The sequence below is a fragment of the Facklamia sp. P12950 genome, assembly GCF_050409465.1.
GTDB lineage: Bacteria > Bacillota > Bacilli > Lactobacillales > Aerococcaceae > Facklamia.
Genome location: NZ_JBNUPK010000001.1, coordinates 334,845 through 358,515 on the forward strand (window position 1 = coordinate 334,845; position 23,671 = coordinate 358,515).

22 protein-coding genes and 1 CRISPR repeat array are annotated in these 23,671 nt (G+C 34.0%); of the genes, 20 read left to right on the forward strand and 2 right to left on the reverse strand.

Annotation, left to right across the window (positions count from 1 at the left end):
* Positions 1–588: 588 nt before the first annotated feature.
* From ACQV2Q_RS01730 to rplS, 18 genes are all read left to right on the forward strand, one after another.
* Complete coding sequence (locus ACQV2Q_RS01730) at positions 589–1,542, forward strand: 3-hydroxyacyl-CoA dehydrogenase family protein (protein ID WP_428874704.1); 954 nt, start codon at positions 589–591, stop codon at positions 1,540–1,542.
* 464 nt (positions 1,543–2,006) lie between these two features.
* Positions 2,007–5,987, forward strand: coding sequence for a type II CRISPR RNA-guided endonuclease Cas9 (cas9, locus tag ACQV2Q_RS01735; RefSeq protein WP_428881735.1), 3,981 nt, complete (start codon positions 2,007–2,009; stop codon positions 5,985–5,987).
* Entirely contained in the window at positions 5,987–6,859 is an 873-nt protein-coding gene (gene cas1, locus ACQV2Q_RS01740) for a type II CRISPR-associated endonuclease Cas1 (protein ID WP_428873902.1), read from the forward strand. The genes cas9 and cas1 overlap by 1 nt, the downstream gene beginning before the upstream one ends.
* Positions 6,849–7,181, forward strand: a complete 333-nt coding sequence (gene cas2 / locus ACQV2Q_RS01745) for a CRISPR-associated endonuclease Cas2 (protein WP_428873903.1) — start codon at positions 6,849–6,851, stop codon at positions 7,179–7,181. Before cas1 ends, cas2 begins: the two co-directional genes overlap by 11 nt.
* Position 7,182: 1 nt before the next feature.
* Complete coding sequence (gene csn2 / locus ACQV2Q_RS01750; RefSeq protein ID WP_428873904.1) at positions 7,183–7,842, forward strand: type II-A CRISPR-associated protein Csn2; 660 nt, start codon at positions 7,183–7,185, stop codon at positions 7,840–7,842.
* A gap of 73 nt (positions 7,843–7,915) precedes the next feature.
* A CRISPR array of direct repeats spans positions 7,916–9,931; the repeat unit is 36 nt; unit sequence GTTTTAGAGCTATGTTGTTTTGAATGGATATAAGAC.
* Positions 9,932–10,573: 642 nt separating this feature from the next.
* Complete coding sequence (locus tag ACQV2Q_RS01755) at positions 10,574–10,873, forward strand: DUF2089 family protein (protein WP_428873905.1); 300 nt, start codon at positions 10,574–10,576, stop codon at positions 10,871–10,873.
* Position 10,874: 1 nt separating this feature from the next.
* Positions 10,875–11,192, forward strand: a complete 318-nt coding sequence (locus ACQV2Q_RS01760; protein ID WP_428881736.1) for a hypothetical protein — start codon at positions 10,875–10,877, stop codon at positions 11,190–11,192.
* 326 nt (positions 11,193–11,518) lie between these two features.
* Positions 11,519–11,872, forward strand: coding sequence for a helix-turn-helix transcriptional regulator (locus tag ACQV2Q_RS01765; RefSeq protein WP_428881737.1), 354 nt, complete (start codon positions 11,519–11,521; stop codon positions 11,870–11,872).
* A gap of 919 nt (positions 11,873–12,791) precedes the next feature.
* Positions 12,792–13,109 carry a DUF6442 family protein gene (locus tag ACQV2Q_RS01770; RefSeq protein ID WP_428873909.1) on the forward strand — a complete coding sequence of 106 codons (318 nt, stop codon included), beginning with the start codon at positions 12,792–12,794 and terminating at the stop codon, positions 13,107–13,109.
* A 2-nt stretch (positions 13,110–13,111) separates the two neighbouring features.
* A complete protein-coding gene (locus ACQV2Q_RS01775; RefSeq protein ID WP_428873910.1) occupies positions 13,112–13,327 on the forward strand; it encodes a helix-turn-helix transcriptional regulator in 216 nt (71 codons plus the stop codon).
* Positions 13,328–13,598: 271 nt separating this feature from the next.
* Positions 13,599–14,057, forward strand: coding sequence for an N-acetyltransferase family protein (locus ACQV2Q_RS01780; RefSeq protein WP_428881738.1), 459 nt, complete (start codon positions 13,599–13,601; stop codon positions 14,055–14,057).
* A gap of 192 nt (positions 14,058–14,249) precedes the next feature.
* Positions 14,250–14,576: a YlxM family DNA-binding protein gene (ylxM, locus tag ACQV2Q_RS01785; RefSeq protein ID WP_428881740.1), complete on the forward strand. Its 327-nt coding sequence runs from the start codon at positions 14,250–14,252 to the stop codon at positions 14,574–14,576.
* A gap of 14 nt (positions 14,577–14,590) precedes the next feature.
* On the forward strand, positions 14,591–16,066 hold the full coding sequence (gene ffh / locus ACQV2Q_RS01790; RefSeq protein WP_428873913.1) for a signal recognition particle protein: 1,476 nt from the start codon (positions 14,591–14,593) through the stop codon (positions 16,064–16,066).
* A gap of 90 nt (positions 16,067–16,156) precedes the next feature.
* A complete protein-coding gene (rpsP, locus tag ACQV2Q_RS01795) occupies positions 16,157–16,429 on the forward strand; it encodes a 30S ribosomal protein S16 (protein ID WP_428873914.1) in 273 nt (90 codons plus the stop codon).
* Between the two features lie 38 nt (positions 16,430–16,467).
* Positions 16,468–16,734 carry a KH domain-containing protein gene (locus ACQV2Q_RS01800; RefSeq protein WP_428873915.1) on the forward strand — a complete coding sequence of 89 codons (267 nt, stop codon included), beginning with the start codon at positions 16,468–16,470 and terminating at the stop codon, positions 16,732–16,734.
* A 169-nt stretch (positions 16,735–16,903) separates the two neighbouring features.
* The gene (gene rimM, locus ACQV2Q_RS01805) at positions 16,904–17,428 is read left to right on the forward strand and encodes a ribosome maturation factor RimM (RefSeq protein ID WP_428873916.1); all 525 of its coding nucleotides are present in this window, start codon (positions 16,904–16,906) and stop codon (positions 17,426–17,428) included.
* The gene (gene trmD / locus ACQV2Q_RS01810) at positions 17,418–18,146 is read left to right on the forward strand and encodes a tRNA (guanosine(37)-N1)-methyltransferase TrmD (protein ID WP_428873917.1); all 729 of its coding nucleotides are present in this window, start codon (positions 17,418–17,420) and stop codon (positions 18,144–18,146) included. The genes rimM and trmD overlap by 11 nt, the downstream gene beginning before the upstream one ends.
* Before the next feature lie 126 nt (positions 18,147–18,272).
* The gene (gene rplS, locus ACQV2Q_RS01815; RefSeq protein ID WP_428873918.1) at positions 18,273–18,620 is read left to right on the forward strand and encodes a 50S ribosomal protein L19; all 348 of its coding nucleotides are present in this window, start codon (positions 18,273–18,275) and stop codon (positions 18,618–18,620) included.
* A 150-nt stretch (positions 18,621–18,770) separates the two neighbouring features.
* On the opposite strand, the gene ACQV2Q_RS01820 is transcribed toward rplS, so the two are convergent.
* The gene (locus ACQV2Q_RS01820) at positions 18,771–20,663 is read right to left on the reverse strand and encodes a fructose-1,6-bisphosphatase (protein WP_428873919.1); all 1,893 of its coding nucleotides are present in this window, start codon (positions 20,661–20,663) and stop codon (positions 18,771–18,773) included.
* Between the two features lie 148 nt (positions 20,664–20,811).
* Between ACQV2Q_RS01820 and ACQV2Q_RS01825 the strand changes: the two genes are divergently transcribed.
* Positions 20,812–21,258 (forward strand): hypothetical protein, encoded by a 447-nt coding sequence (locus ACQV2Q_RS01825; RefSeq protein WP_428873920.1) that lies wholly within the window; start codon positions 20,812–20,814, stop codon positions 21,256–21,258.
* Positions 21,259–21,273: 15 nt separating this feature from the next.
* Positions 21,274–22,287, forward strand: a complete 1,014-nt coding sequence (locus tag ACQV2Q_RS01830; RefSeq protein WP_428873921.1) for a YitT family protein — start codon at positions 21,274–21,276, stop codon at positions 22,285–22,287.
* 521 nt (positions 22,288–22,808) lie between these two features.
* Here ACQV2Q_RS01830 and ACQV2Q_RS01835 read toward each other — a convergent pair.
* Positions 22,809–23,627, reverse strand: a complete 819-nt coding sequence (locus tag ACQV2Q_RS01835) for a Cof-type HAD-IIB family hydrolase (protein WP_428873922.1) — start codon at positions 23,625–23,627, stop codon at positions 22,809–22,811.
* Between the last annotated feature and the right edge of the window lie 44 nt (positions 23,628–23,671).

A 23,671-nucleotide genomic window follows, 5' to 3' on the forward strand; every position in this document is an offset into this window, starting at 1 on the left:
TCTGTTCAAACAAGTTAATAGTCTTGTCTTCGAAGAAATATACAATGGAAAGAATAATAAAAAATTACTCCACTACCTATCACATAGTCAAAAAACGATGAGTAGGTTAATGTTCTCTTGAAGTAGGATACAAGTGCATGAATAAGAAGGAAAAATGGACACAATAGATTTTTTTAACCTTTTTGATCTTCAACAGACTGTCTCCTTATAATTTAAATGGTCATTAAAAATAAAGATAGTTTATATGGATTGTAATTGACAGTAAAAATGCTTTCAAAACACCCTTAAAAGACGGGTGTTTTGAATTGTATGATATTAAAAAACAACGAATTCAGAATTCTTGAAAGACTTCTATTTTTATTCTAAGATAAATTTGTTAACGAAGACCAATAAATTGAATGTGTATAGATTGACAGTTCGTTGCTTTAATGAATTGCTTTAGGAAGGGGGCTTCAAGAAAAGTATAGGAGATAACTAATGACATTCAATGGGGTTGTTCGTTAAAACGATATGGAACATAGTCTTGTTTATAACTAGTTAATGAAATCAGTTATAGGGTTGGTTTTTGTATTTAAAGGAGCGTTTTATATGGATAAAAAGATTACCGTTATTGCTGGTGGTGTGATAGGTAGTTCTTTCCCCATTGTTTTTGCTATTGGAGGATATAATGTAGTTTCTTATAACAAATGGGAAGAAGAAGAAGAAAAAGTAAAAAAATATATTGATAATGCTTTAAATACCCTAGTTACTCAAAATGTTTTTACATCAGAAGAAAGAGATAGAATTTTAAGCAGAATCTCTTATACAGGAAACTTAGAAGAAGCGCTAGCAGATGTTAATTATGTTCAAGAGTGTTTACCTGAAGATTATGAAATAAAACAAGGATTTATTAAAGACTTTGAAAAATATGCACCAGAAAAAGCAGTAATGGGTTCTTCAACCTCTGGCTTGCTTATTTCAGAAATCGCTAAATTTGCTGAAAAACCCGATCGAATTATCGGAGCACACCCTTATAATCCCCCGCACTTGATTCCGCTAATTGAATTGGCTAAAGGCGAAAAATCGAGTGATCAGGCGATTGAAGTGGCTAAAGAAATCTTTAAGTCTTCTAATAAAGAACCGATTGTATTGAATAAAGAATTAAAAGGTTTTGTTTCTAACAGAATTCAAGCGACTGTTTTTAGAGAGCTTATCTCGATGGTCTTAGACGGTGCAGTATCGATGGAAGATGCTGATAAGGCAGTTACCTTTGGACCAGGCATTCGTTGGGGAATTATGGGACCGGGTCTTGTCTTTGAACTAGGCGGAGGAGAAGGTGGAATTGAAGCTGTCCTCAAACATATCGGTCCATCGTTAGAAAGCTGGTTAGAAGACCTTGCTACATGGACTGAAATTCCCGAAGAAGCCAAGGAGAAAATTCCGAAAATGGTCGCAGAATCGCTTAAAAACAGACCAAAAGAAATTGGAAATGATCGGGAATCCTTATTAAAATATAGGGATGAAATGTTGCTAGATATCCTTAAACTCCATGATAAATTTTAATAGATCGTCTCGACTGTATAAGAAATCCCCCTTCATCCTAAACGGATGCGGGGGCTTTTTCTGTGGGGAGAGAGTAGGTTCATTGCAAAAGTGAGTGTTCGCAGCACTTGAGAAGCGGTTACTATTTTAGATGGAATGAGAGAGTGAATGAGCGCATTGTACACAAACAATTCACCTTCTAGCGTGGTTAATTTCATAATTTTAGCTAAAAAAAAAGCGCCGAGACAGCGCCATGAGTTGGGTTCGGTTAAACCTTATTTTAACTCGCATATGTTGTTTTGAATGGATACAACATCTATATAATAACATAAAAATCATTTGTGTCAACGCTCTATATTATTTTTTTATTATTGGAAAAATTGAATATTTTTAAAAAAATTATCTTCTTTCATATAATGCTATGTTATAATGTAACCGTTATCTTAAAAATGATACTAAAACTCAATGAAATGGAGCGAGATTAAGTGAAGAAACCTTATACGATTGGATTAGATATTGGGACGGGATCAGTAGGGTGGGCTGTGTTAACGGAAGACCTCCAACTTGTGAGAAAAAACATGAATATATTAGGCAACACTGATCGTAAGAAAATTAAGAAGAATTTCTGGGGAGTTCGCCTTTTTGATACGGGACAAACTGCGGAAGATACTCGAATGAAAAGAACGAGTCGTCGGCGATTACGTCGTCGGCGAAATCGAATTGTATATTTAAGAGATCTTTTTTTTGAAGCGATAAAAGAAGTGGATGAAAATTTCTTTGAACGTTTAGACAACAGCTTTTTTACAGACGAAGACAAACCTTACAACATATACCCTATATTTGGAAACATGGATGAGGAAAAACAATACCACCTAAACTTTGAAACGATATATCATTTACGTAAACACTTAGCTGATAGTAGCGAGAAAGCTGATTTAAGATTAGTTTATTTGGCACTCGCCCATATTATCAAATACCGTGGACATTTTTTAATTGAAGGCGACTTAGACTTAAAAAACACTTCCATTAAACAACAATGGCTTCAATTTATTAAAACGTTTAATCAAGCTTTCCCAGAAGATAAAATAATAGTAACTGATGAGGAATCAAGTCAAATTGAATTAATTTTTAAAGAAAAAATTGCTAGATCAGCTAAGAATCAACGAGTAAGAAATCTCTTAAAAATAAAAACGTCACACCCGTTAGAAAAATTTTTAAATCTGATTGTTGGAAATAAGGGAAACTTTCAAAAGGCTTTTGATTTAGAAGAAAAAGCAGAGTTGCAACTAACGAAAGAGACCTACAATGAGGATTTAGAAGAGTTGTTGGGAAAAATAGGTGATGAGCATTTAGAATTATTTACGACGGCTAAGGCAACTTACGATGCTATTGAATTAGCAGGCGTTTTGAAACCGAGTGGTGTAAAAACAAATGCGCTCCTTTCTGATAATATGATAAGTCAATACAATGAACATAAAGAAGATTTAAGAAAGCTTAAAGACCTTGTTGCAAATCATTCGAAGAGTTTATACTATAATCTTTTTAGGGATAAGACAAAAAAAGGTTATGCTGGATATATAGACGGCGAAGCTAGTCTCGAAGAGTTTTATAAATACCTTCGAGCTGAAATTAAAAACATTAAGGGCAGTGATTATTTTATTCATAAAATGGAGACAGAGGATTTATTAAGAAAGCAACGATCTTATCATAATGGAAGTATTCCTCATCAAGTCCATCAAGAAGAGTTAGTGGCTATCTTAAATCATCAAGAAAAGTATTATCCATTTTTAGCCAAAAACCGTAATAAAATATTACAGATATTCAAATTTAGAATTCCTTATTATGTCGGGCCACTTGCTAAAACAAATGAAGATCGTTTTTCATGGATGACAAGAAAGTCAAATGAAGCTGTTAGACCGTGGAATTTTGAGAGTGTGGTCAATTTAGAAGCATCTGCTACTTCTTTTATTGAAAAAATGACCAACTACGACCTTTATCTTCCAGAGGAAAAGGTACTACCTAAGCGAAGTTTGCTGTATCAAAAATTCGCCATTTTTAATGAACTAACAAAAGTTTCCTATAAAGATGAGCGACAACGGCTTCAATTTTTTTCTAAAAAAGAAAAAGAAGCCATTTTTAATCAATTATTTAAGAAAAATCATTCTGTCAGCGAGAAAAATTTAAAAAAATTTCTAATAAATGAGTTGGCTATAAAAGCCAGTGAAATCAATGGGATTGATGGAAGATTTAATGCAAGTTATTCAACCTATTTAGATTTTATGAAAATTGAAGGAATGCAAGCCTTACTTGATGATGACTCGCTTTCGCAAATGCTAGAAAAGATTATATTTATTCTGACTATTTTCGAAGATCGTAAGATGAAGAAAACACAATTGCAACAATTTAATCAATACTTAACACCAGAAATGATTAAGCATCTTTCTCGAAAAAATTACTCAGGTTGGGGAAGGTTGTCAGCAAAATTAATTGATGGTATTCGTGATAAGCAATCGCATAAGACAATTATGGACTATTTAAAGGATGATGATGGAGTAGATCGCCATCACAATCGAAATTTCATGCAATTAATTAACGATGAAACGCTTAGCTTTAAAGAGACTATTGAACGCGCTCAAAATATTGAACAAGATCAAGCGTTAGAGGATATGGTTTATGAGTTGCCAGGCTCGCCTGCTATAAAAAAATCAATTTTACAATCTCTAAAAATTGTAGAAGAAGTGGTAGGGATTATGGGATACGCTCCTCATTCAGTAGTAGTTGAAATGGCTCGTGAACATCAAACGACAGCTTTTGGTAAGAAGCAATCTAAGAAACGCGAAGATAAATTAACGACTGCCTTGAAGGACTTTGGTAGTAATTTATTAAAAGAGCAACCGATAGTTAATGAAACCTTACAAAATGATCGTCTCTATTTATATTATCTACAAAACGGGAAAGATATGTATACAGGAGAGCCTTTAGATATTCATCGTTTATCTTTTTATGATATTGATCATATTATTCCAAGAAGTTTTACTACAGATAACTCGATTGATAATAAAGTTCTTGTTAGTTCTGCAAAAAATAGGGGAAAATTGGACGATGTCCCTTCTAAAGCTATCGTCGATAAACAGCGAAGTTTCTGGGAACGTTTACAAAACTCAGGACTTATGAGCGAACGGAAACTAGCGAACCTTACCAAAGCCGAAAGAGGAGGATTGAGCGAGAAAGAAAAAGAACGTTTCCTTAAGCGAAGCTTGGTAGAAACGCGCCAGATAACTAAATATGTTGCTAATATTTTAGATACGATTTTAAATGATTCTTCGGCTGAAAAAACTGTAGATATCGTCACCATAAAATCTACTTTAGCAAGTCGGTTTAGAAAAGATTTTAATCTTTATAAAGTTCGTGAAATTAACGATTATCATCATGCACATGATGCATATTTAAATGCAGTGGTGGCTAATAAAATTTTGAAAGTTAATCCAAGAGTGAAACGTGACTTGGTCTATGGTCAATTTTCTTATCAATCTAGTTCTATTAAAAACAAAGCTTCTTATCGAAAAATGAAATATGATCAGATGATTGATTTCTTTGTGGAAGACTTTGTGATTGACGAAAAGACAGGCGAGGTTCTTTGGGATAAAAATAAAGAAATGCAGACAATTAAAAAAGTGCTATCTTCAAAGCAGATGAATATCGTCAAAAAAGTAGAAGAACAATCTGGAGAATTATACAAACAAACGTTAAACCCTAAGGGGACTTCAGAGAAACTCATACCAATAAAAGAAGGATTGGATATAAATAAATATGGAGGGTATTTGAACCCTAAAACCGCCTTTACTTTAGCAATAAAAGATAAGAAGAAATGGCAATTCATCGGCGTAACAATGCAAGAAAAAGCTAAGTTTAAGCAATCTCCAAAAGAATTTTTAAGCGACAAGGGCTTTCGAGAAGACGCTGAATACCATGTGTTAAAGAAATACACACTCTACGAAACAAAAGAGGGCGCAAGACGTTTGATTTCATCGCATCAAGAAGCTCAAAAAGGTAATCAGTTTGTTCTATCTGCTCATTTAGTGCCAATGGTCTATCATGCTCAACATTATGATGAAAGTAAATATCCTGAAAGTGTAGAATATGTAAATAATCACTTAGAAAAGTTTGATTTAATCTTCCAGGAGGTTATTAGATTTGCTGATCAATATATCCAAAAACCTAAAGTTACTAAACGGTTAGAAACAATCTATCAGAAGAAGAGTCAGGATATCAATGGCCTAGCCAAATCAATTGTTTCTTTATTTACTTTTGTTTCTTATGGAGCACCTGCTGCATTTAATTTTTTAGATGAAAATATAACTCAGTCTAGCGTTAGGTATACTCTAGGAAGCTTAAAAGAATCTATATTAATATTCTATTCTATAACTGGTCTTTATGAAACGAGAATAAAGTTGGAGGAATTGTAATGGCGTGGCGGACAGTGGTGGTTAACTCACATTCCAAGTTGAGCTATAAAAATCACCATTTATACTATCGAAGTGCACGAGCAACCGAATTAATTCATTTGTCAGAAATCGATATACTTATTTTAGAAACAACTGATATTACACTAACGACGATGCTATTAAAACATTTAGCTGATCATAATGTACTGGTTGTTTTTTGCGATGAAAAACGTCTACCTAAAAGTATGCTCCAACCTTATTATGGACGCCATGATAGTTCCTTACAATTGAAAAAACAGATGAGGTGGGCTGTCTCTTTTAAAAATGAACTATGGAGAAATATTATTAGACAAAAAATTTTAAATCAGGCTAGTTTTTTGCAGGAGCTAGGCGCTAATACTAAAGCTGAAACATTAAGACACTTTAGTAAGGGCATTCTATCTTTTGATGAAAGTAATCGAGAAGCGCATGCTTCTCGGTTATATTTCACCACACTTTTTGGAGCAGATTTTGTACGGACAGATCCCAGTACTATTAATGCCGCCTTGGATTATGGGTATACCCTTATTTTAAGCATGTTTGCTAGAGAAATTGTAAAAAATGGTTGTTTAACTCAATTAGGAATCAAACATGATAATCAATTTAATGAATTTAATTTAGCAAGTGACTTAATGGAACCCTTTCGAATAATAATTGATACTATCGTTTATAAGTATCAAGGCGAAGAGTTCAAAGTGATTAAATTAAAGCTCTTTAAAATATTTAGTCGAACATTCGCTTATAGGGATCAAGAGATGTTTTTAACGAATATCATTGCCGATTATACAAAACGATCGATTAAATTTTTGAATGAGGAGGATAATAGGCAGCCGGAGTTTAGAGATGTCTTATAGATTTATGCGTTTATTATTAATGTTTGATTTGCCCGTTGCTAGTTTGGAGCAAAAAAGAGACTATCGTAAATTTAGAAAATTTTTAATTGATGAAGGTTTTATTATGCATCAGTACTCAATTTATAGTAAGATTTTACTTAATTCAACGGCTAAAGCGGCGCAAATTAATCGTTTAAAAAAACATATTCCAGAAGAAGGATTAGTCACACTTTTAACAGTGACTGAAAAACAATTTTCAAGGATGATATATTTGGTAGGAGAATCAGACGTATCCATTGCGAATCGAACAGATCGTATTGTGATTTTAGGGGAGGGAGATTAGAGTGAAGATTAATTTTAAAATGCTCGATCAACCGCTTTTAATTGAATGTCCTACACTATTGGTAATTGAGGAGGTCAAACTTTTTTCAAACATTATTGAACAAATATACTCTTACACTGAAGAGGCAGAGTTAAAATTTTATGACCATAAAAACAATAACTTAAAAGCCAATGAAATGGTTATAATCACAGATATACTAGGGTATCAAATTAATTCAACCACTTTCTTAAATATAATCTATCAAGATATAATAGATCAATTAAATGAGACGCCTGAAAAAAAGAATCAATTAGAGCAAACTCTGCACCAATTACTAGTACAAGTAGACGATGTATTAATAGATTCAGAGCTAGACTTAATAGCTAATGAAGTGGATATAAAAGCAGTTTTGAAGTTATTTAATGTGACAATTGCTACTGATTATCACTCGATAAATGAACGCTTTTATGATATAGTTCAAGTAGTTAATTATTTGAAAAAAAAGAAGTTATTAATCATTATCAATTCACTTTCTTATTTAACACAAGATCAAGTCCATGATTTATTTGAATACATTACTAGTTATGGGTTACGTACACTTTTTATAGAACCACGAAAGTTATATGGATACCCTCAATATGTAATAGATTCAGAATATTATGTTTATAAATTTGAAGAATAAAAAATTACCCATTCAAAACTGAAGTTTTCGCAAAAACAAATAGCTTCATAATAGGGTCTCCAGGCATTGCGAGGTTTTAGAGCTATGTTGTTTTGAATGGATATAAGACATAATGATTCGTCCGTGATAAGATATAGACGTTTTAGAGCTATGTTGTTTTGAATGGATATAAGACTGTGTGTGGTGTTGAGGGGATAATGGCGGGGTTTTAGAGCTATGTTGTTTTGAATGGATATAAGACATGATAGATAAATAGATATGATAGATAGATGTTTTAGAGCTATGTTGTTTTGAATGGATATAAGACTTGACGGTGGCTCAACAATTAAAGCGGCATGTTTTAGAGCTATGTTGTTTTGAATGGATATAAGACAACGATTAGATAGATGTACGCACACACGATGTTTTAGAGCTATGTTGTTTTGAATGGATATAAGACATTTAACAATTGCATTTGTTTTAGGGTATGGTTTTAGAGCTATGTTGTTTTGAATGGATATAAGACTCATTTTGATGCTTCAAGTAATGAGAATGCGTTTTAGAGCTATGTTGTTTTGAATGGATATAAGACATGGTGGGTTACAAAAATTCTTAAATAATTGTTTTAGAGCTATGTTGTTTTGAATGGATATAAGACTTGGAGAAGATATAAATCCTGGTCGATATGGTTTTAGAGCTATGTTGTTTTGAATGGATATAAGACTTTTTACACAAACGAACAGAATGACTTGTTGTTTTAGAGCTATGTTGTTTTGAATGGATATAAGACTACCGTTGTGAACAGTCCACCCTTTTGCAAGTTTTAGAGCTATGTTGTTTTGAATGGATATAAGACTTAATTAATCGAATTGTCCCCAAAGTAGAAGTTTTAGAGCTATGTTGTTTTGAATGGATATAAGACTAATCTTTTTGGTGGTACAGCTGACGGTAAGTTTTAGAGCTATGTTGTTTTGAATGGATATAAGACGAAAAAATTTTTTCTATTTTTTTTCGTTACGTTTTAGAGCTATGTTGTTTTGAATGGATATAAGACGTAAATGCTATAACGTGAGCAGATTTTAAGGTTTTAGAGCTATGTTGTTTTGAATGGATATAAGACAATATCATGAGGGCTGCTCTCAATACATTAGTTTTAGAGCTATGTTGTTTTGAATGGATATAAGACGACAGGCAGTACCAATTTAGCACCCGTTATGTTTTAGAGCTATGTTGTTTTGAATGGATATAAGACGTGGAGGTAGATGAATCATTAATCAAACAAGTTTTAGAGCTATGTTGTTTTGAATGGATATAAGACATGTTCTAAATAAACATAAACGTTTTAATAGTTTTAGAGCTATGTTGTTTTGAATGGATATAAGACCATAATGGACCTATAACCTATACTTACTTGGTTTTAGAGCTATGTTGTTTTGAATGGATATAAGACTACTCTTTTAGACATGGTGACACAAGGGTTGTTTTAGAGCTATGTTGTTTTGAATGGATATAAGACATTTAACAATGGCTTTATTAAAACAGTTTAGTTTTAGAGCTATGTTGTTTTGAATGGATATAAGACCAGATATTTTATTTCTGTTACCGTCGTGAAGTTTTAGAGCTATGTTGTTTTGAATGGATATAAGACAATTATGCTCTCCTAGTTTAATATACCCACGTTTTAGAGCTATGTTGTTTTGAATGGATATAAGACTCCTTCATCGCCAATCTATACCAGAGTAAGGTTTTAGAGCTATGTTGTTTTGAATGGATATAAGACTTGCTTCGGTTTCTGCTTCTTGAATCGTATGTTTTAGAGCTATGTTGTTTTGAATGGATATAAGACTCTGTCAAGAACATTATTGTTTTTATCAGCGTTTTAGAGCTATGTTGTTTTGAATGGATATAAGACTCTGTCAAGAACATTATTGTTTTTATCAGCGTTTTAGAGCTATGTTGTTTTGAATGGATATAAGACAATATCATGAGGGCTGCTCTCAATACATTAGTTTTAGAGCTATGTTGTTTTGAATGGATATAAGACGACAGGCAGTACCAATTTAGCACCCGTTATGTTTTAGAGCTATGTTGTTTTGAATGGATATATGTCAATCTCTAATTAGTTAATTCTAAGTTAGGAATTTCAATTATCTTGTAAGGGGATAAGCTCTATTAAGGTTGTCTTCTTAACAATGGATAACGATCAATTATCTCATGCGATAAAATTTTATAACATAAGGGATAAATATGAATAAGACTATTAAAAGTGCTTTAAAGAAACTATTCTTTTTTGTTTTTGTTTTATATTTTTAGTGCCATGGTCAATGGTCTATCAATATATTTATTTGATACTACACTCGCAGAATATTTTGCTGAATTTTTTTCTCTAATCAGTTAGCAAAGAGTTATGAGTTAGTGTGACTAGCTTTCTTTAATCAAATATAAAAAAAGGAGTAAGTTATGAAGTGTTATAACTTACTCTTTTTTAGCAATAATGAAGTTGTTTTTAAGAGAGGCCGATATAATAATTATCTCAGGCTAATAGTTAAACTTTTTACTAAAATTAAAGCTAGCTTTTAGTTTAATTCCTAAATAGTAGTCTCACTAGAATCAATTGTTGAGTTAAGCTTCATTTTATCACTAAAAACAGTTTTTATATAAACCTAATTTAAATAATGTAAAAGTATAGGATAAAGATTGACTTTAATAATGTTAAATGATAACTTTAACTTAATTAAAGAAGGAGGGTGAAATGAAAATTAATATTATTCCTGAATGGATGGCAAATCTTGAAGAAGAAGATTTATCTTTTATCAAAAGATTTATATTAGCATCTGGCTCTTTAAAAGAAATCGCTAAACAATATGAGGTTACATATCCGACAGTAAGACTAAGGTTAGATAGGCTTATCCAAAAAATTCAAATGAGCGATGATATTGCAAATGAACCTTATATCTCTTTAATTAAACGATTGGCTGTTAATGATAAGCTTGATTTTGAAACAGCTAAAATTTTGGTTTCAGAGTATAAAAAGATGAAAGGAGTTGAATGATATGAGAGCTGCTTTGATTATGTTTATTGTATATGGGGCATTAATTATTATCTTACAAATATTATTATCTAAACTTAAAAATAAATGGTTTGGCTTGATACTGCCCTCTTTAAGTTTTGTCTATTCTATGTCTTTATCACTTATTTTAACCATCACCCCCCTGGAACAATCCGATAACATGAAAAGTTTAATGGATTTTGTATCGACACTCTTAGTAAACAATATACCTACCTTTATTCTATTAGCTATATATTTTGCTATGAGAAAGCAATTAAAAATTTCTTCCCAAATTGAAAAAATGAAAATTAGAGATTTATAATAGAATTATGTTAGAAATTATAAAAATAAAACTTTTAATTTTAATTTAAATAATCTTTTGCTTTTAGTCAGAAAATTATGAAAAATATTAAGAACTATAAAAGAGAACCATTCGAGTCTCTTTTAAATATGGAAATTCATTTTATTTGCTAAAAATAAATAGGACAGTTGAAAGTCTTAACAATTCATTTGAATGATATAAATTCAAAGCAATCCCTGATATAATCGCCATGCAAAGAATATTTGCCAAAATATGATCACTTGCAATTTCAAATTGCTAGGCCAAAACTCTGATAAAGCCTATCTTAAATTTAGGAGGTGAAGACGATGCTCAATGAGATCTTAAGGGAAAAGAGAAAAGAACTTAAACTTACTCAGCAGCAGGTTGCTGATTCGTTGAATGTCACACGACAAACATTGTCTAGTTGGGAAGTAGGAAAAAGCTTTCCTGATATTCCAACCTTGATTAAGATTAGTAATTTTTATCAAATATCTATAGATTATATGTTAAGAGGGGATGTTGATCTGATGAAAAAAGTTGAAAAAGATGCAAATGAATTGGAAAAATACCAAAAAATAACAGAGATTTTAAAAATGATCGTTTATGGGTTACTGATTGTTGCTTTTTTCTATGGTGCCGGCTATGCAATTGGAAAAGGGTGGGGGCATTTTATGCCCTAAATCGTTTATTTCAATGAAGCAAGTTTATTTAAAGGTAATTAGTTAATCCTTAGTCATTCTATTTATAATCCTTAAAACAACTTTTTTCTAAATCTACTTTTAGACTTAGGAAGTAGTTGTTTTTTTGTTTTATTTGCCAAGAAAAAGTAAATTAAACAACTTAAGCTGTCAAACTAGCTGATTTATAAACTCTTTTAAAGATGACAGTCAATCTTGAAAGGGGGTAGTGTATCTGAATGGTACGTATATTATAGAGAGTAGGAAGTTGGCAGACTAAACAAGGAGAATTTTATGAAGAACACAAAAAGAAAACTGTTAGTGATCAGCTTATTGACGCCCCTTGATATCACATTATTTCTACAAGCCCCAGAACATTTAGTTAAGAAAATGTTATGACCTGTCTTAATAGGAATAATCTATTTCCCTCGACTTGCGAACTGTCTAGTCCATATTAACTGAAAAATGATGAGTCTTTTCATACTCATCTTACCTCTTAACGCTATCCTTGTTGTAATGCCTTTGTCTTCAGCCTTTGCTTATTTAGGCGAAAATTTGGCTTATCGTTTGTATAAAGAACTAATGATTAAAAGTAGTCACCTTGATCAAATTCAATACCCATTTTAATTTCTGAGTGATCTTCGATCTAATTCTTAAAATCAACTGAACAACTGAATCAATTGACCGTTAAGGATAGAGCTAGTTCTAACTCTGTTCTTTTGTTTTTGTTTGAAAGCCCTACTAAGGCTATAGGGTTATGGTTAGAATACTAGGCGATATGGATAGAATTTTGCAATCTACCACATAAAAGACAGGAATGTGAAAACACAAAAGCAATTAAACTTTACATGGTGACAACAATACTTTACATATCTCTTTTGGAATGTTATTATTTAGATAATAGTTAAAGGAGGAGCAAACTATGGAAAAAGAGGATGTTTTAAAAAAAGCACAGCGAGCACAAAAAGACGAAAGGGACGAAGCCATTAATACGAAAGCTTTTCAAATTGGGTGGGTAGGAGTATCGGTTGTAATGTTACTTCTTATTGTTTTGAGGGTTATCTTTAATGAATCAGCCATAGACATTATGATAATCTTAATGGCTCAAGTAGCTGCGGCTTCATTTTATCAGTATTCTAAAATGCCAGATAAAAAGCTCTATTTGGTAAGTGGGATCATAGCTATATTAGCTATTATATTAGGCTTTGCCTCATTATTAAGTAGTTACGGAGTTTTTTAAATATGGGAAAAAAAGAAGAATTAGTTTTACTAAATCGCTTAAAAGTTGCTAGAGCAGAGAAAAGTTTGACTCAGGAAGAATTAGCCAAATTAGTGGGGGCTTCTCGACAAACTATTAGTGCTATCGAAAAAGGACAATTTAACCCATCCGCAAGATTAGCGCTTATTATTTGCATTGCTTTAGATAAAAAATTTGAAGAGTTATTTTACTTTGGCTAATTTAAGTAGGCGTTGATCTTCGGTGTACTTCTTAAAACAGACTGAATAGTTGAATAAATGGAATCTTAAAGAATGGAGTTCGTTTTTTGCTCTATTCTTTTTATTTTATCTTTTTTTTTACTGTTTAACAAAGACTATTCTGTTAAGCTTAAGCTATCAGATGAAGTCTTGATTGAATCTAGTTTATGGACAACAGTCTTAAGGACAGATAGTTTTTAATAAAATAGAGAGATGATTCAGCATAGTATATTTATAGATTAAGGGGAGAAAAATGGAAATCAAAGAACTTTCAAAAGAAAACGTAGAAGAGTTTATCATTTATTTGAACAAAGCATTGGCAATAGAACCGGATAGGATGACAACGGATGATATAGATGAAGAAGCGATAATTAAAGTGGTTTCCAATCAACCCAACGAACTAAGTCGTTCTTTATTAGCTTATGAGGACCATCAGATTGTGGGTAGGTTGGAGTTTCATTCTTATCTTTGCATTCAAGATTCTTATAGGATGGCCTATGTCAATTGGGTCTATACACTGCCAGACTATCGACACAGGGGAGTGGCTCAGTCATTATTTAAAGCATTTGAGAATATTTGCTTACAAGAAGAAATAAATCAGTACTTTTTAATCCAGGCAGAGAATCAAGCGGCGAACCGTTTTTATAAGGCCTTTGAACATGGAACATCTAGTAAAGAAATAATTTTAAGAAAGACATTATCTAAGTTTTAGAAAGCCAAAGCAACTTATAGAAGACATCTTTTTCTTTAATCCCAGCTTTTCACTTATCGATTTGTGAGACGGCTGAAATCATGCTAAAATAGGAGGAGTAAATTTATTTAAAAGTCGCGATTGAATGTTAAGTATTTTTTTTAAAGACTGTTACTTATTCTAGCTAGTTATTAATCAATAGGGGAGCTTAAGATGTCACTTGAAAAAACAATCTATCTCAATCAATTACTTTCCTACTATGGTTCTCTCCTAACGGATCGTCAATTATCCATGATGCAATCTTATTACGAAGAAGATTTATCATTATCGGAGATCGGAGACTATTATGAGATTAGTCGCCAGGCTGTGCATGATATTCTAAAACGTTCAGAAAAATTATTAGAAAGCTATGAGGAAAAGTTACGTATTTTAGCCAAAAGCAATGACCGACTGAAACATTTAAAAGAAATTCGCTCAATGGTGGCAGATCAAGATGACATATTAGAAAAAATTGACTATTTAATTCAATTAGAAAGCTAAAAAGGAGCAATATTATGGCATTTGAAGCATTATCCGAACGATTACAGAATTCCATTTCATTTGTCGGTAAAGGGGAAAAAATTACCGAAGCCGACCTTAAACAAATGATGCGTGAGATCCGACTTGCTTTACTGGAAGCGGACGTTAACTTCAAGGTAGTGAAGACTTTTGTAAAGAAAGTAAATGAGAGAGCCCTCGGATCAGAAGTCCTAGACTCACTGTCACCGGCTCAACAAGTGGTTAAAATTGTTAACGAAGAATTAACCGAATTAATGGGGGGCGAGCATACCCCGATTAATATCTCTAAACAACCACCAACCGTAATTATGATGGCTGGTTTGCAAGGGGCTGGTAAAACAACTACGGTGGGTAAATTGGCGAAACATTTAAAAGAGCAAGGTTTAAAGAAACCCTTGCTAGTTGCTGGAGACGTTTATCGTCCAGCAGCCATTGACCAACTCCAAACGATTGGTCGACAACTTGGTTTTGATGTTTTCAGTCAAGGAACGCAAGCAAATCCGGTCGAGATTGCTAGAGAAGCTCTTCAACAGGCGCGTTTAAATGGTAACGAAGTGGTCTTAATCGATACGGCGGGTCGTCTTCACGTAAATGAAGAATTAATGGAAGAGCTGCGTCAGATTAAAGCAGCTGTTCAGCCCGATGAAATTCTCTTAACCGTCGATGCTATGACCGGTCAAGATGCTGTAAACGTAGCAGCGGCCTTTAACGACTCGCTAGATATTACCGGTGTTGTTATTACCAAATTAGATGGTGATACACGAGGAGGAGCCGCGCTTTCTATTCGTGCCATTATCGACAAACCGATAAAATATACCGGGCAAGGTGAGCAATTAAGTGCACTTGAGCCTTTCCATCCGGATCGTATGGCAGGACGAATTCTTGGTATGGGCGATATGATGACCCTTATTGAGAAGGCTCAACAAGATTTTGATGAAGAACAAGCAGCTAAGATGGCTGATAAAATTAAAGATGCTTCCTTTGATTTTAATGATTTTATTGATCAAATGGATCAAGTTCGTAAAATGGGGCCTATTAAAGACCTACTTAAGATGATCCCTGGTATGAATAAAATTCCTGGTCTGGAAGATTTTAATATCGATGATAAAGAGATGAATCGAGTCAAAGCAGTGGTTCAATCCATGACTCCTTATGAAAGAACCAATCCAGATGTCATTTCCCAAAGTCGTCGACGCAGGATTGCGGCTGGCTGTGGTCAATCCTTACAACAAGTTAATCAATTAATTAAGCAATTCAACCAATCGCGTGAAATGATGAGTCAAATGTCCAATGGTAAAATGGGGGGCATGAACAAAATGATGAATCAATTGCAACAAGGAGGACAAAAGGGTGGAATGCCAAATATGGGCATACCTTCTTTGGGTAAAATACAATCGCCAGAGCAGATTCAAAAAGAGCAAGAACAAAAGAAAATTGCCCGTCTGTTGAAGAAAAAACGCAAGCGTAAATAAATTTTTAGTCTGTAAAGGAAAAACCCTTTACAGATTGTTTTTTTTCTGTTATTATACATAACTGTGATAGAACTTATGGAGGTGAAATACATGGCAGTTAAAATTCGTTTAAAGCGTTCAGGAGCTAAGAAGCGTCCTTTCTACCGTATCGTGGTAGCAGATGCACGTTCTCCACGTGACGGTCGTATTATCGAAAAAATCGGTACTTACAATCCTGTTTCAGAACCAAGAGAATTAGTAATTGATGAAGAGAAGGCTTTAGAATGGTTAGCAAATGGGGCACAACCCTCAGATACCGTTCGTAACCTTTTATCCAGTCAAGGAATTATGCAAAAATTCCACGAATCTAAATTAAGCAAATAGCCTAATCAATAGCGTCAAAAGATAAGGATGTGCTCTCAATGACAGAAAAAATTGAACGTTTAATTCAAACTATTGTGGAACCTTTAATAGACCACCCAGAGGAGTTTCAAATTGAACTTCATGATACTGAAGAATTTATGGAGTATCATTTAATCTTACATCCTGATGATGTAGGACGAATTATTGGTAGAAAAGGCCGTGTCATTCGAGCAATTCGAACAATTGTTTACAGTGTTCGTCTACGTGATCAAAAACGCTCACGTATCGTCATTGCTGATGACCTCAATGATAATGAAGAAGAGTAAAATAATAGGGTAACTTATTATTTATTCCATCTTAAGGCACTAAACTGAGTCTAACTTAAGTTAGTGTCTTTTTGTATGTGCCCTGAGTAAACTCGTACTCAAAACTTTAGACAAAGAACACAACTTTTTATACCCTTAACTTACAAATGAATTTACAGGAGGAACACATATGGAATATTATCAAGTTGCAAGGATTGTCAATACCTTTGGTATTAAAGGGCAATTAAAATTATTGATGGACACCGACTTCATAGAGGAACGTTTTGCTAAAGAGAATCGTTTATTTGTAATGAAAGACGGAAAAAGTATCCAGCAAGTGACTGTTGAATCCTTCCAAGAACATAAGGGTTCTTATCTTGTGAAATTCAAAGAGTTTAGTAATATTAATCAAGTTGAAAGCTTTAAAGGGCTAACTTTAGCTATTCCTGCTGATGACCAGCAAGAACTAGAAGAAGGGGCTTATTATCACCACCAAATTATTGGTTTAAGTGTATATACAAATCAAGGTGAAAAATTAGGAAAGATTAAAGAAATCATGGCCTTAGGTTCTAATGATGTTTGGGTGGTTAAAGCTGAAAAAGCAAAGCAAAAAGATATCTTACTTCCTTTTATTGATGACGTTGTTAAAGAAGTGGATTTAGCTCAAGGAAAAGTAACGGTGGAGTTAATGGAGGGACTTGTTGATGAAGGTTAAAGTATTAACGCTTTTTCCGCAAATGTTTGCCCCTATGCAGGAGTCATTAATGAAGGCTGCTCAAGATAAGGGGATTCTTGAGTTTTCCACCCTTGATTTTCGCCAATTTGCCGTTAATAAGCACGGTCATGTCGATGATTATCCCTATGGTGGTGGAGCAGGTATGTTGTTGCGTCCTGAACCGATAGTGGAATGTTTAGAAAGTCTCGACTTAGATTCAAAGACACCGATTATCTTGGTGGATCCTACTGGCGAACCCTTTACGCAAACTATGGCGCAAGAGTGGTCGACAAAAGATGAGTTGGTTTTTATTTGCGGCCATTATGAAGGCTTTGATGAACGGATCCGTTCTTATGTCTCTCAAGAAGTTTCCTTAGGTGATTATGTTTTAACCAACGGGGAGTTACCGACTATGGTGATGATTGATGCGACAGTAAGGTTAATACCGGAAGTTGTCGGGAATGCTGAATCCATTGTTAGTGAGTCTTTTCAAGATCATTTGTTAGAATACCCTCAATATACAAGACCGCAAAATTTTCGCGGAATGGAAGTGCCAGAGGTTTTATTGAGTGGTCATCATGAGCGAATTGACCAATGGCGTCAAAAAGAAAGTTTGAGAAAAACAGTTGAAAGAAGACCCGATATGTTAAAAAAACGTAGCTTAAGTAAGCAAGAAGAGCAGTGGCTAGAAGAATTTAAAAATTTGGCTCAAAATTAAGCAATTGAGCCTTTACAAGTGTTTTATTTCTTGTATAATTGTTTAAGTGGTCTATTGACCCGAATTAACGATATTCCGCTAAATAGAAAGACTATTTAAGAATATTTGTTGGAAGGAGAAATGAAAATGAGTAATTTAATTGATAAAATTACCCAAACTCAATTACGTGATGATGTTCCTGATTTCCGTCCTGGAGATAATGTTCGTGTTCATGCCCTGATCGTTGAAGGTGAACGTGAGCGTATTCAAATCTTTGAAGGCTTAGTAATTAAGCGTCGTGGTGTTGGAATCAGTGAAACATATACTGTTCGTAAAATTTCTAATGGAGTAGGTGTTGAACGTACATTCCCTGTACATTCACCACGTGTCGCTAAATTAGAAGTAACACGTAAAGGTAGAGTACGTCGTGCTAAGTTATACTACATCCGTTCATTGTCTGGAAAAGCAGCACGTATCAGAGAACGTGGACGTTAGAAAAGACTCAGAAAGCCTATTCTGTAGGCTTTCTTTTTTTGTGTTAGGAAAATTTTTTTCATTTAAAATAAACATGAGGAGACTCCCAAAAGTTAGCGTTTAAAACGTTCTTTTGAGGGTCTCCTCTCTACATTTAAATGAGAAACTATTTTATTGTTCAAAGATATCCGAGCGATATGTAGGTAAGTTCTTCTTTAATTCATTAGCTTGCCGAGTCAAGCTTAATCCAATATCAGTATCGGCAACATAATAACGTTTTGGTTTTTCAGTCACTACATATTTCTTTGGTAGGATATCAAAGCGTGAGGCAATAGCATCTTCTCTGGTTGTAAATGGCTGGTGAGCACAGATATAAATTTCAAATGAATTATCTACTAGGGTATAGCCGGCAATGCCGGTTACTTTTTGATAAGGTTTTGCCAAGCCACCATCGATGACTAACATTTTTCCATTGGCTTTAACCGGTTTTTCACCTGCAACGGCTTTAACAGGTGTGTGTCCGTTAATAATATAGCCGGTCGGTTCTAAATCAAACTCTGCCAGCATTTTTAGGCAAAAATCTTCATCATTCCTTAACTCATAATATGGATTTTGAATTTCTTTATGGGTTGTTTTATCTTCAAGGAAGTAACGTTCAAATGTTTTCATGGCATGTTTACCAAAGAGTGTAGAAACAGGACCACACCATAAATACCATACTAAATCGGTATCAAAATCATCCATAGAGTTCTTATCTAGAAAAGTTCGTGTAATCGATTCGCCAAACTTTTCCATCAAACTGCGTCCACTATATTCTTTACCATCTAGGGTGACTTTCATAAATTCCCCGTCTTGATGAGTGGGGATACAGCCGTGGAAAAGTAAGTTGCCATTGTAGCACTTATACATGGTTCCCTTTGAGACTAAAAAGTTAATATGACGTTGTAACTTTTCAGAATTTTGGAATTGATGCAATAAGTCCAAGAGTACTAATTCCTCGCCTAAAGTCAGTTCAAAGGGTTCTGCAGAATCGACCCTTTGGAAGCAACCGTTCTTAATTGGGTATTCAACGCCCTCAACCACGACACTTTGACGGTCAGCGGATAATTTATCCAGTAAGAGTCTTTCTTCCATATTGAATTCAGGACGCCGTTGGATAATTTGACTTTCCACTTTGAATTGCATAATCGAAATAGCTTGATGCATGAGTGTGATTTCATCAATTTCCTCTTGGCTTAATTCGGAATTATCTCCGCGAGGGTGAAAGGCTGGATTGTCTTGGTAATAGCGATGGCCATATTTGGCTAAGCGACTTAAGTCAATTCCATAATCTTTCAAGAGTTGACTATGACCATAGCGCAGCTGGATACGGATAACATTGGTCAAACAAGCTAATGATCCTGAATAGGCACCAATCCAGATAATATCATGGTTACCTAATTGAATATCAAGCGAAGGAATTTCCATTAGGCGGTCTACGATTTTATCCGGATTTGGTCCTCGATCGTAGATGTCTCCTAATACATGGAGGTGGTCAACCACAAAACGTTGAATTAACTGAGCTAAAGCCATGGCAAAGTGGTCAGCAAGATTGAGGTCAATAACGGTGTTAAAAATAGTGTGGTAGTAGCGTGACTTATTATCTTTTTCGTCATATTGATAAATAAGTTCTTCTAGAATATAGGCATAGGATTTTGGTAGAGCTTTTCTTACCTTGGAACGGGTATACTTACTAGAAACATGGCGCGTAATTTGAACTAATTGATCTAGGAGTGTCATCCATTCATCTTTTGTTTTTTTGGCATTTAATATCAAGTCTTCTGGGTAATAAATATTGAAACACAATTCTAACCTTTCATCTTTAGTTAGAGTATCATGAAAAAGGTCATCGACCTTAATTGAAATAACACCTGAGCAGTTCCGTAGCAAATGATCAAAGGCTTCGAATTCACCATGTAAATCGGAAATAAAATGTTCGGTTGCTTTAGGTAACTGCTTAATAGCCTCAAGATTTATAATTTCGATTAAATCTTCAACAGTTTGAGCTTTTTCTAATCTATCCATTTCCTACCTCTTTTCAAATAATATAAATTTTTTATGATTCTATCTATAAGCTATGCAATTTAATTGTGAAAGTCAATCCTTTGTTTCAAAGTCAAACTTTGATATACTTAAATTCGATTACACTTATTGTGAGGAAAGAGGGAAATTAATGTCAGAATTTAAAGAAAGATTTGATGCTTTACTAAAAGAAAAGAAATTACCTGCTAATTACCAAGAAATTCAAGACGGAAACCACCTATATCGTTTTCAATTTAAGGTGAGTAAAGAGCGTAGACTTGTTGTAGAAGTGATTATTCAAAATGCTAAAGGCGCTCATTTAGATGCTCAGATTATTTACCGTCATGTTCATTTATTAAAAGATTATAATCAGCGCCCTGAAGCATTAGAAGCAATCAATGAATTAAACGAAGCTAAAACAGGTTATTATAACCTTTATTTGGCAGGAGATGGTGAAATTTACCTGCGTAACCTACTAAGAGCCACTCAAGACCCTACTTTAATTTATGAAGTATTGGTAATGGGTTCTAGTATTGCGCGTGCATTACTTGTTGAACTGGAAAAGAAATTAGGCGAATCTGCTAATCCAATGATTTAATGGAGGAAAAATAAATTGATCATTGAATATATACAACAAAGACCTTGGCTAAACTTTTTATTTGAACTGACGGTGGCCTTAACAGCTGCCTTATGTATAGGTATTGGCTTAAAACTCTTTTTAATGCCTGGAAATATTTTCTCATCAGGTACTTCTGGTTTAGCACAAATTTTAAACTACTTTGCAGTGAATATCCCAGTTATAGGTCCTTATATGACAGTAGGGAATATCTATTTTCTATTTAATATTCCGATTATTATTCTTTCATGGGTGAAATTAGGAAAGCAGTTTACTATTTGGACCTTAATTGTTGTTTTTGTATCTTCCTTAGCAACTAATATGATTCCTTTAACAGTCATTTCTTCTAATCCGTTGCTTAATGCGATTATAGGTGGAGTGATTTGTGGCATTGGTTCTGGGATAACTATTAAATATGGTATGTCATGTGGTGGTTTAGATATTATTACTTTGGTAATTTCTCGTGCTACTGATATGAATGTGGCATTCATTGGTTTTGCCATCAACTCATTAATTATTTTAGCTTCTGGCTTATTATATGATTGGGAATTTGCCCTTTATACCTTGATCTCCATTTATGCCTTAGCTAAAACAATTGATGCCATTCATACCAATGAGCAACGCCTTACAGCTTTAGTAGTGACTAATAATACGGATGAAGTAGTCAACGCTATTTATAAGTCAATTGTTCGAGGAGTAACTATTCTTGAAGGACAAGGTGGCTACTCGCGTGATAAACGAGATGTCTTAATGGTTGTTTTAAACCGCTATGAAATGTTCCCCTTAGAGCAAGCCATTCGACAAACAGACCCTAAAGCTTTTATTAACTTTATTCGTTCGAATAAAGTGGTAGGTCATTTCTTTAGTAGAGACCAACAAAAGGCTATGAGGAAACAAGTTCAAGTAGACAGACCATTAGAAGAGGAATCCGAAGACTTTAGCTTTTTCAACCTGCCGATGGAATTTGATCAATTATATGATGGAATCGAGCATGAGGATGACGATTTCTAAACAAAGTAAAAGAGCAAGGGATATAGTGACCCCAAGAAGTTGGACCATGAAATCCAACTTTAGGGAGTCAGTACATTCTTCCTTTGCTCTTTTTTAGTTTCTGATTACTTTTGCTAAAAGGATGGTTTACTTTATTCCTATTAACGCCTAGGAGCGAGATACGTGCAATTTAAGCATTTGGATCACCTTAACCTTTCTTTTTAGTTTGAGTTAATGACAATCCCAACACTCCTTTCACAAATTAGTCTCTGCACTTACTTGACATAAAATAAAATACCCCCACCAAAAATTGGTTAGGGGGTATGTGAGTTGATTATTTTAATTGAGAAGTTACCTCCAAGAAATGCAGGCTGAGTGGAAGAGTTTCTATTCAGAAAGAGTGATTGAATGCAGCTTCTGAATTTTTTCAAACTGAAAAGTTGCTTCAACATCATAACGCCTCCTTCAATAAGCAAGATTAGAATTTTCTCTTCAAATAAATTATATCAAAGTGAAGCCAGAAATAAAGTAATAACTTATTATTAGTTAAAAGAAAGATTAAAATAATCGATAAGATAATGAGCCAGACCATCTTGATCATTGGAATGCTCAGTAATATCGTTAGCAATATCTTTGAGGGGTTGGATGGCATTACTCATTGCCACGCCATGACCTGCAAATTCAATCATCTCCAAGTCGTTATCTTCATCACCGAAGGCTAGAATATTTTGACGAGGAATATGATAGAAGTCAGCAATGGTTTTAACACCCACTGCCTTGTGTAAATTTTTACTAACCACTTCTAAAACGGGTATTTCACCCCCCCAAGTTCGCACAGAAACTTGATTTGGATAGCTAGCCATGATTTTCTTTTGAATAGGTATTTGGTCTGCTTCCGAAGTGAAAAGGGTTACAGCAATCGGATTATGAATGAGAGTTTGTCGAGAAAGTTTTTGATAGCTTGCGTCTTCGGCTGGATAATAGGGTGACTCAGGAAGATTCATTGAGGAAGTATAAAGACGTTCCTTACCTTCGGCACAAACTAGCTGAATGCCTAATTCATCTTGCCGGTTAAATAAATCAAAGACTATTTCACGATCTAACTCATGGTAGTAACTTGCTAGCCACTCAGGTCGGTCAGGGAAGTGACAATAGGCACCGTTAAAATTAACCATAGGTGTAACGAGGTTTAAGACTTGATAAATTTCTTTACTAGTCCGATAAGGTCTTCCAGTAACGATACAAACTAAATGACCCATGTGATCTAATTTTTGCAATGTTTGAATCGTTAAAGGAGTAAGTTTGGATTGATTGTTTAGAGTAGTGCCATCTAAATCAATGGCAATCATATGTTGGCTCATTAATTCGCCTCCTTTAGAGATTGCTTCGATTATAGCAAAGATGA

What these genes read in the sequence shown, in the direction of transcription:
- ACQV2Q_RS01730 (WP_428874704.1), top strand. Translation starts at nt 589, where the DNA reads ATGGATAAAAAGATTACCGTTATTGCTGGTGGTGTGATAGGTAGTTCT.
- cas1 (WP_428873902.1), top strand. Translation starts at nt 5,987, where the DNA reads ATGGCGTGGCGGACAGTGGTGGTTAACTCACATTCCAAGTTGAGCTAT.
- cas2 (WP_428873903.1), top strand. Translation starts at nt 6,849, where the DNA reads ATGTCTTATAGATTTATGCGTTTATTATTAATGTTTGATTTGCCCGTT.
- ACQV2Q_RS01755 (WP_428873905.1), top strand. Translation starts at nt 10,574, where the DNA reads ATGAAAATTAATATTATTCCTGAATGGATGGCAAATCTTGAAGAAGAA.
- ACQV2Q_RS01760 (WP_428881736.1), top strand. Translation starts at nt 10,875, where the DNA reads ATGAGAGCTGCTTTGATTATGTTTATTGTATATGGGGCATTAATTATT.
- ACQV2Q_RS01765 (WP_428881737.1), top strand. Translation starts at nt 11,519, where the DNA reads ATGCTCAATGAGATCTTAAGGGAAAAGAGAAAAGAACTTAAACTTACT.
- ACQV2Q_RS01770 (WP_428873909.1), top strand. Translation starts at nt 12,792, where the DNA reads ATGGAAAAAGAGGATGTTTTAAAAAAAGCACAGCGAGCACAAAAAGAC.
- ACQV2Q_RS01775 (WP_428873910.1), top strand. Translation starts at nt 13,112, where the DNA reads ATGGGAAAAAAAGAAGAATTAGTTTTACTAAATCGCTTAAAAGTTGCT.
- ACQV2Q_RS01780 (WP_428881738.1), top strand. Translation starts at nt 13,599, where the DNA reads ATGGAAATCAAAGAACTTTCAAAAGAAAACGTAGAAGAGTTTATCATT.
- ylxM (WP_428881740.1), top strand. Translation starts at nt 14,250, where the DNA reads ATGTCACTTGAAAAAACAATCTATCTCAATCAATTACTTTCCTACTAT.
- ffh (WP_428873913.1), top strand. Translation starts at nt 14,591, where the DNA reads ATGGCATTTGAAGCATTATCCGAACGATTACAGAATTCCATTTCATTT.
- rpsP (WP_428873914.1), top strand. Translation starts at nt 16,157, where the DNA reads ATGGCAGTTAAAATTCGTTTAAAGCGTTCAGGAGCTAAGAAGCGTCCT.
- ACQV2Q_RS01800 (WP_428873915.1), top strand. Translation starts at nt 16,468, where the DNA reads ATGACAGAAAAAATTGAACGTTTAATTCAAACTATTGTGGAACCTTTA.
- rimM (WP_428873916.1), top strand. Translation starts at nt 16,904, where the DNA reads ATGGAATATTATCAAGTTGCAAGGATTGTCAATACCTTTGGTATTAAA.
- trmD (WP_428873917.1), top strand. Translation starts at nt 17,418, where the DNA reads ATGAAGGTTAAAGTATTAACGCTTTTTCCGCAAATGTTTGCCCCTATG.
- rplS (WP_428873918.1), top strand. Translation starts at nt 18,273, where the DNA reads ATGAGTAATTTAATTGATAAAATTACCCAAACTCAATTACGTGATGAT.
- ACQV2Q_RS01820 (WP_428873919.1), bottom strand. Translation starts at nt 20,663, where the DNA reads ATGGATAGATTAGAAAAAGCTCAAACTGTTGAAGATTTAATCGAAATT.
- ACQV2Q_RS01825 (WP_428873920.1), top strand. Translation starts at nt 20,812, where the DNA reads ATGTCAGAATTTAAAGAAAGATTTGATGCTTTACTAAAAGAAAAGAAA.
- ACQV2Q_RS01835 (WP_428873922.1), bottom strand. Translation starts at nt 23,627, where the DNA reads ATGAGCCAACATATGATTGCCATTGATTTAGATGGCACTACTCTAAAC.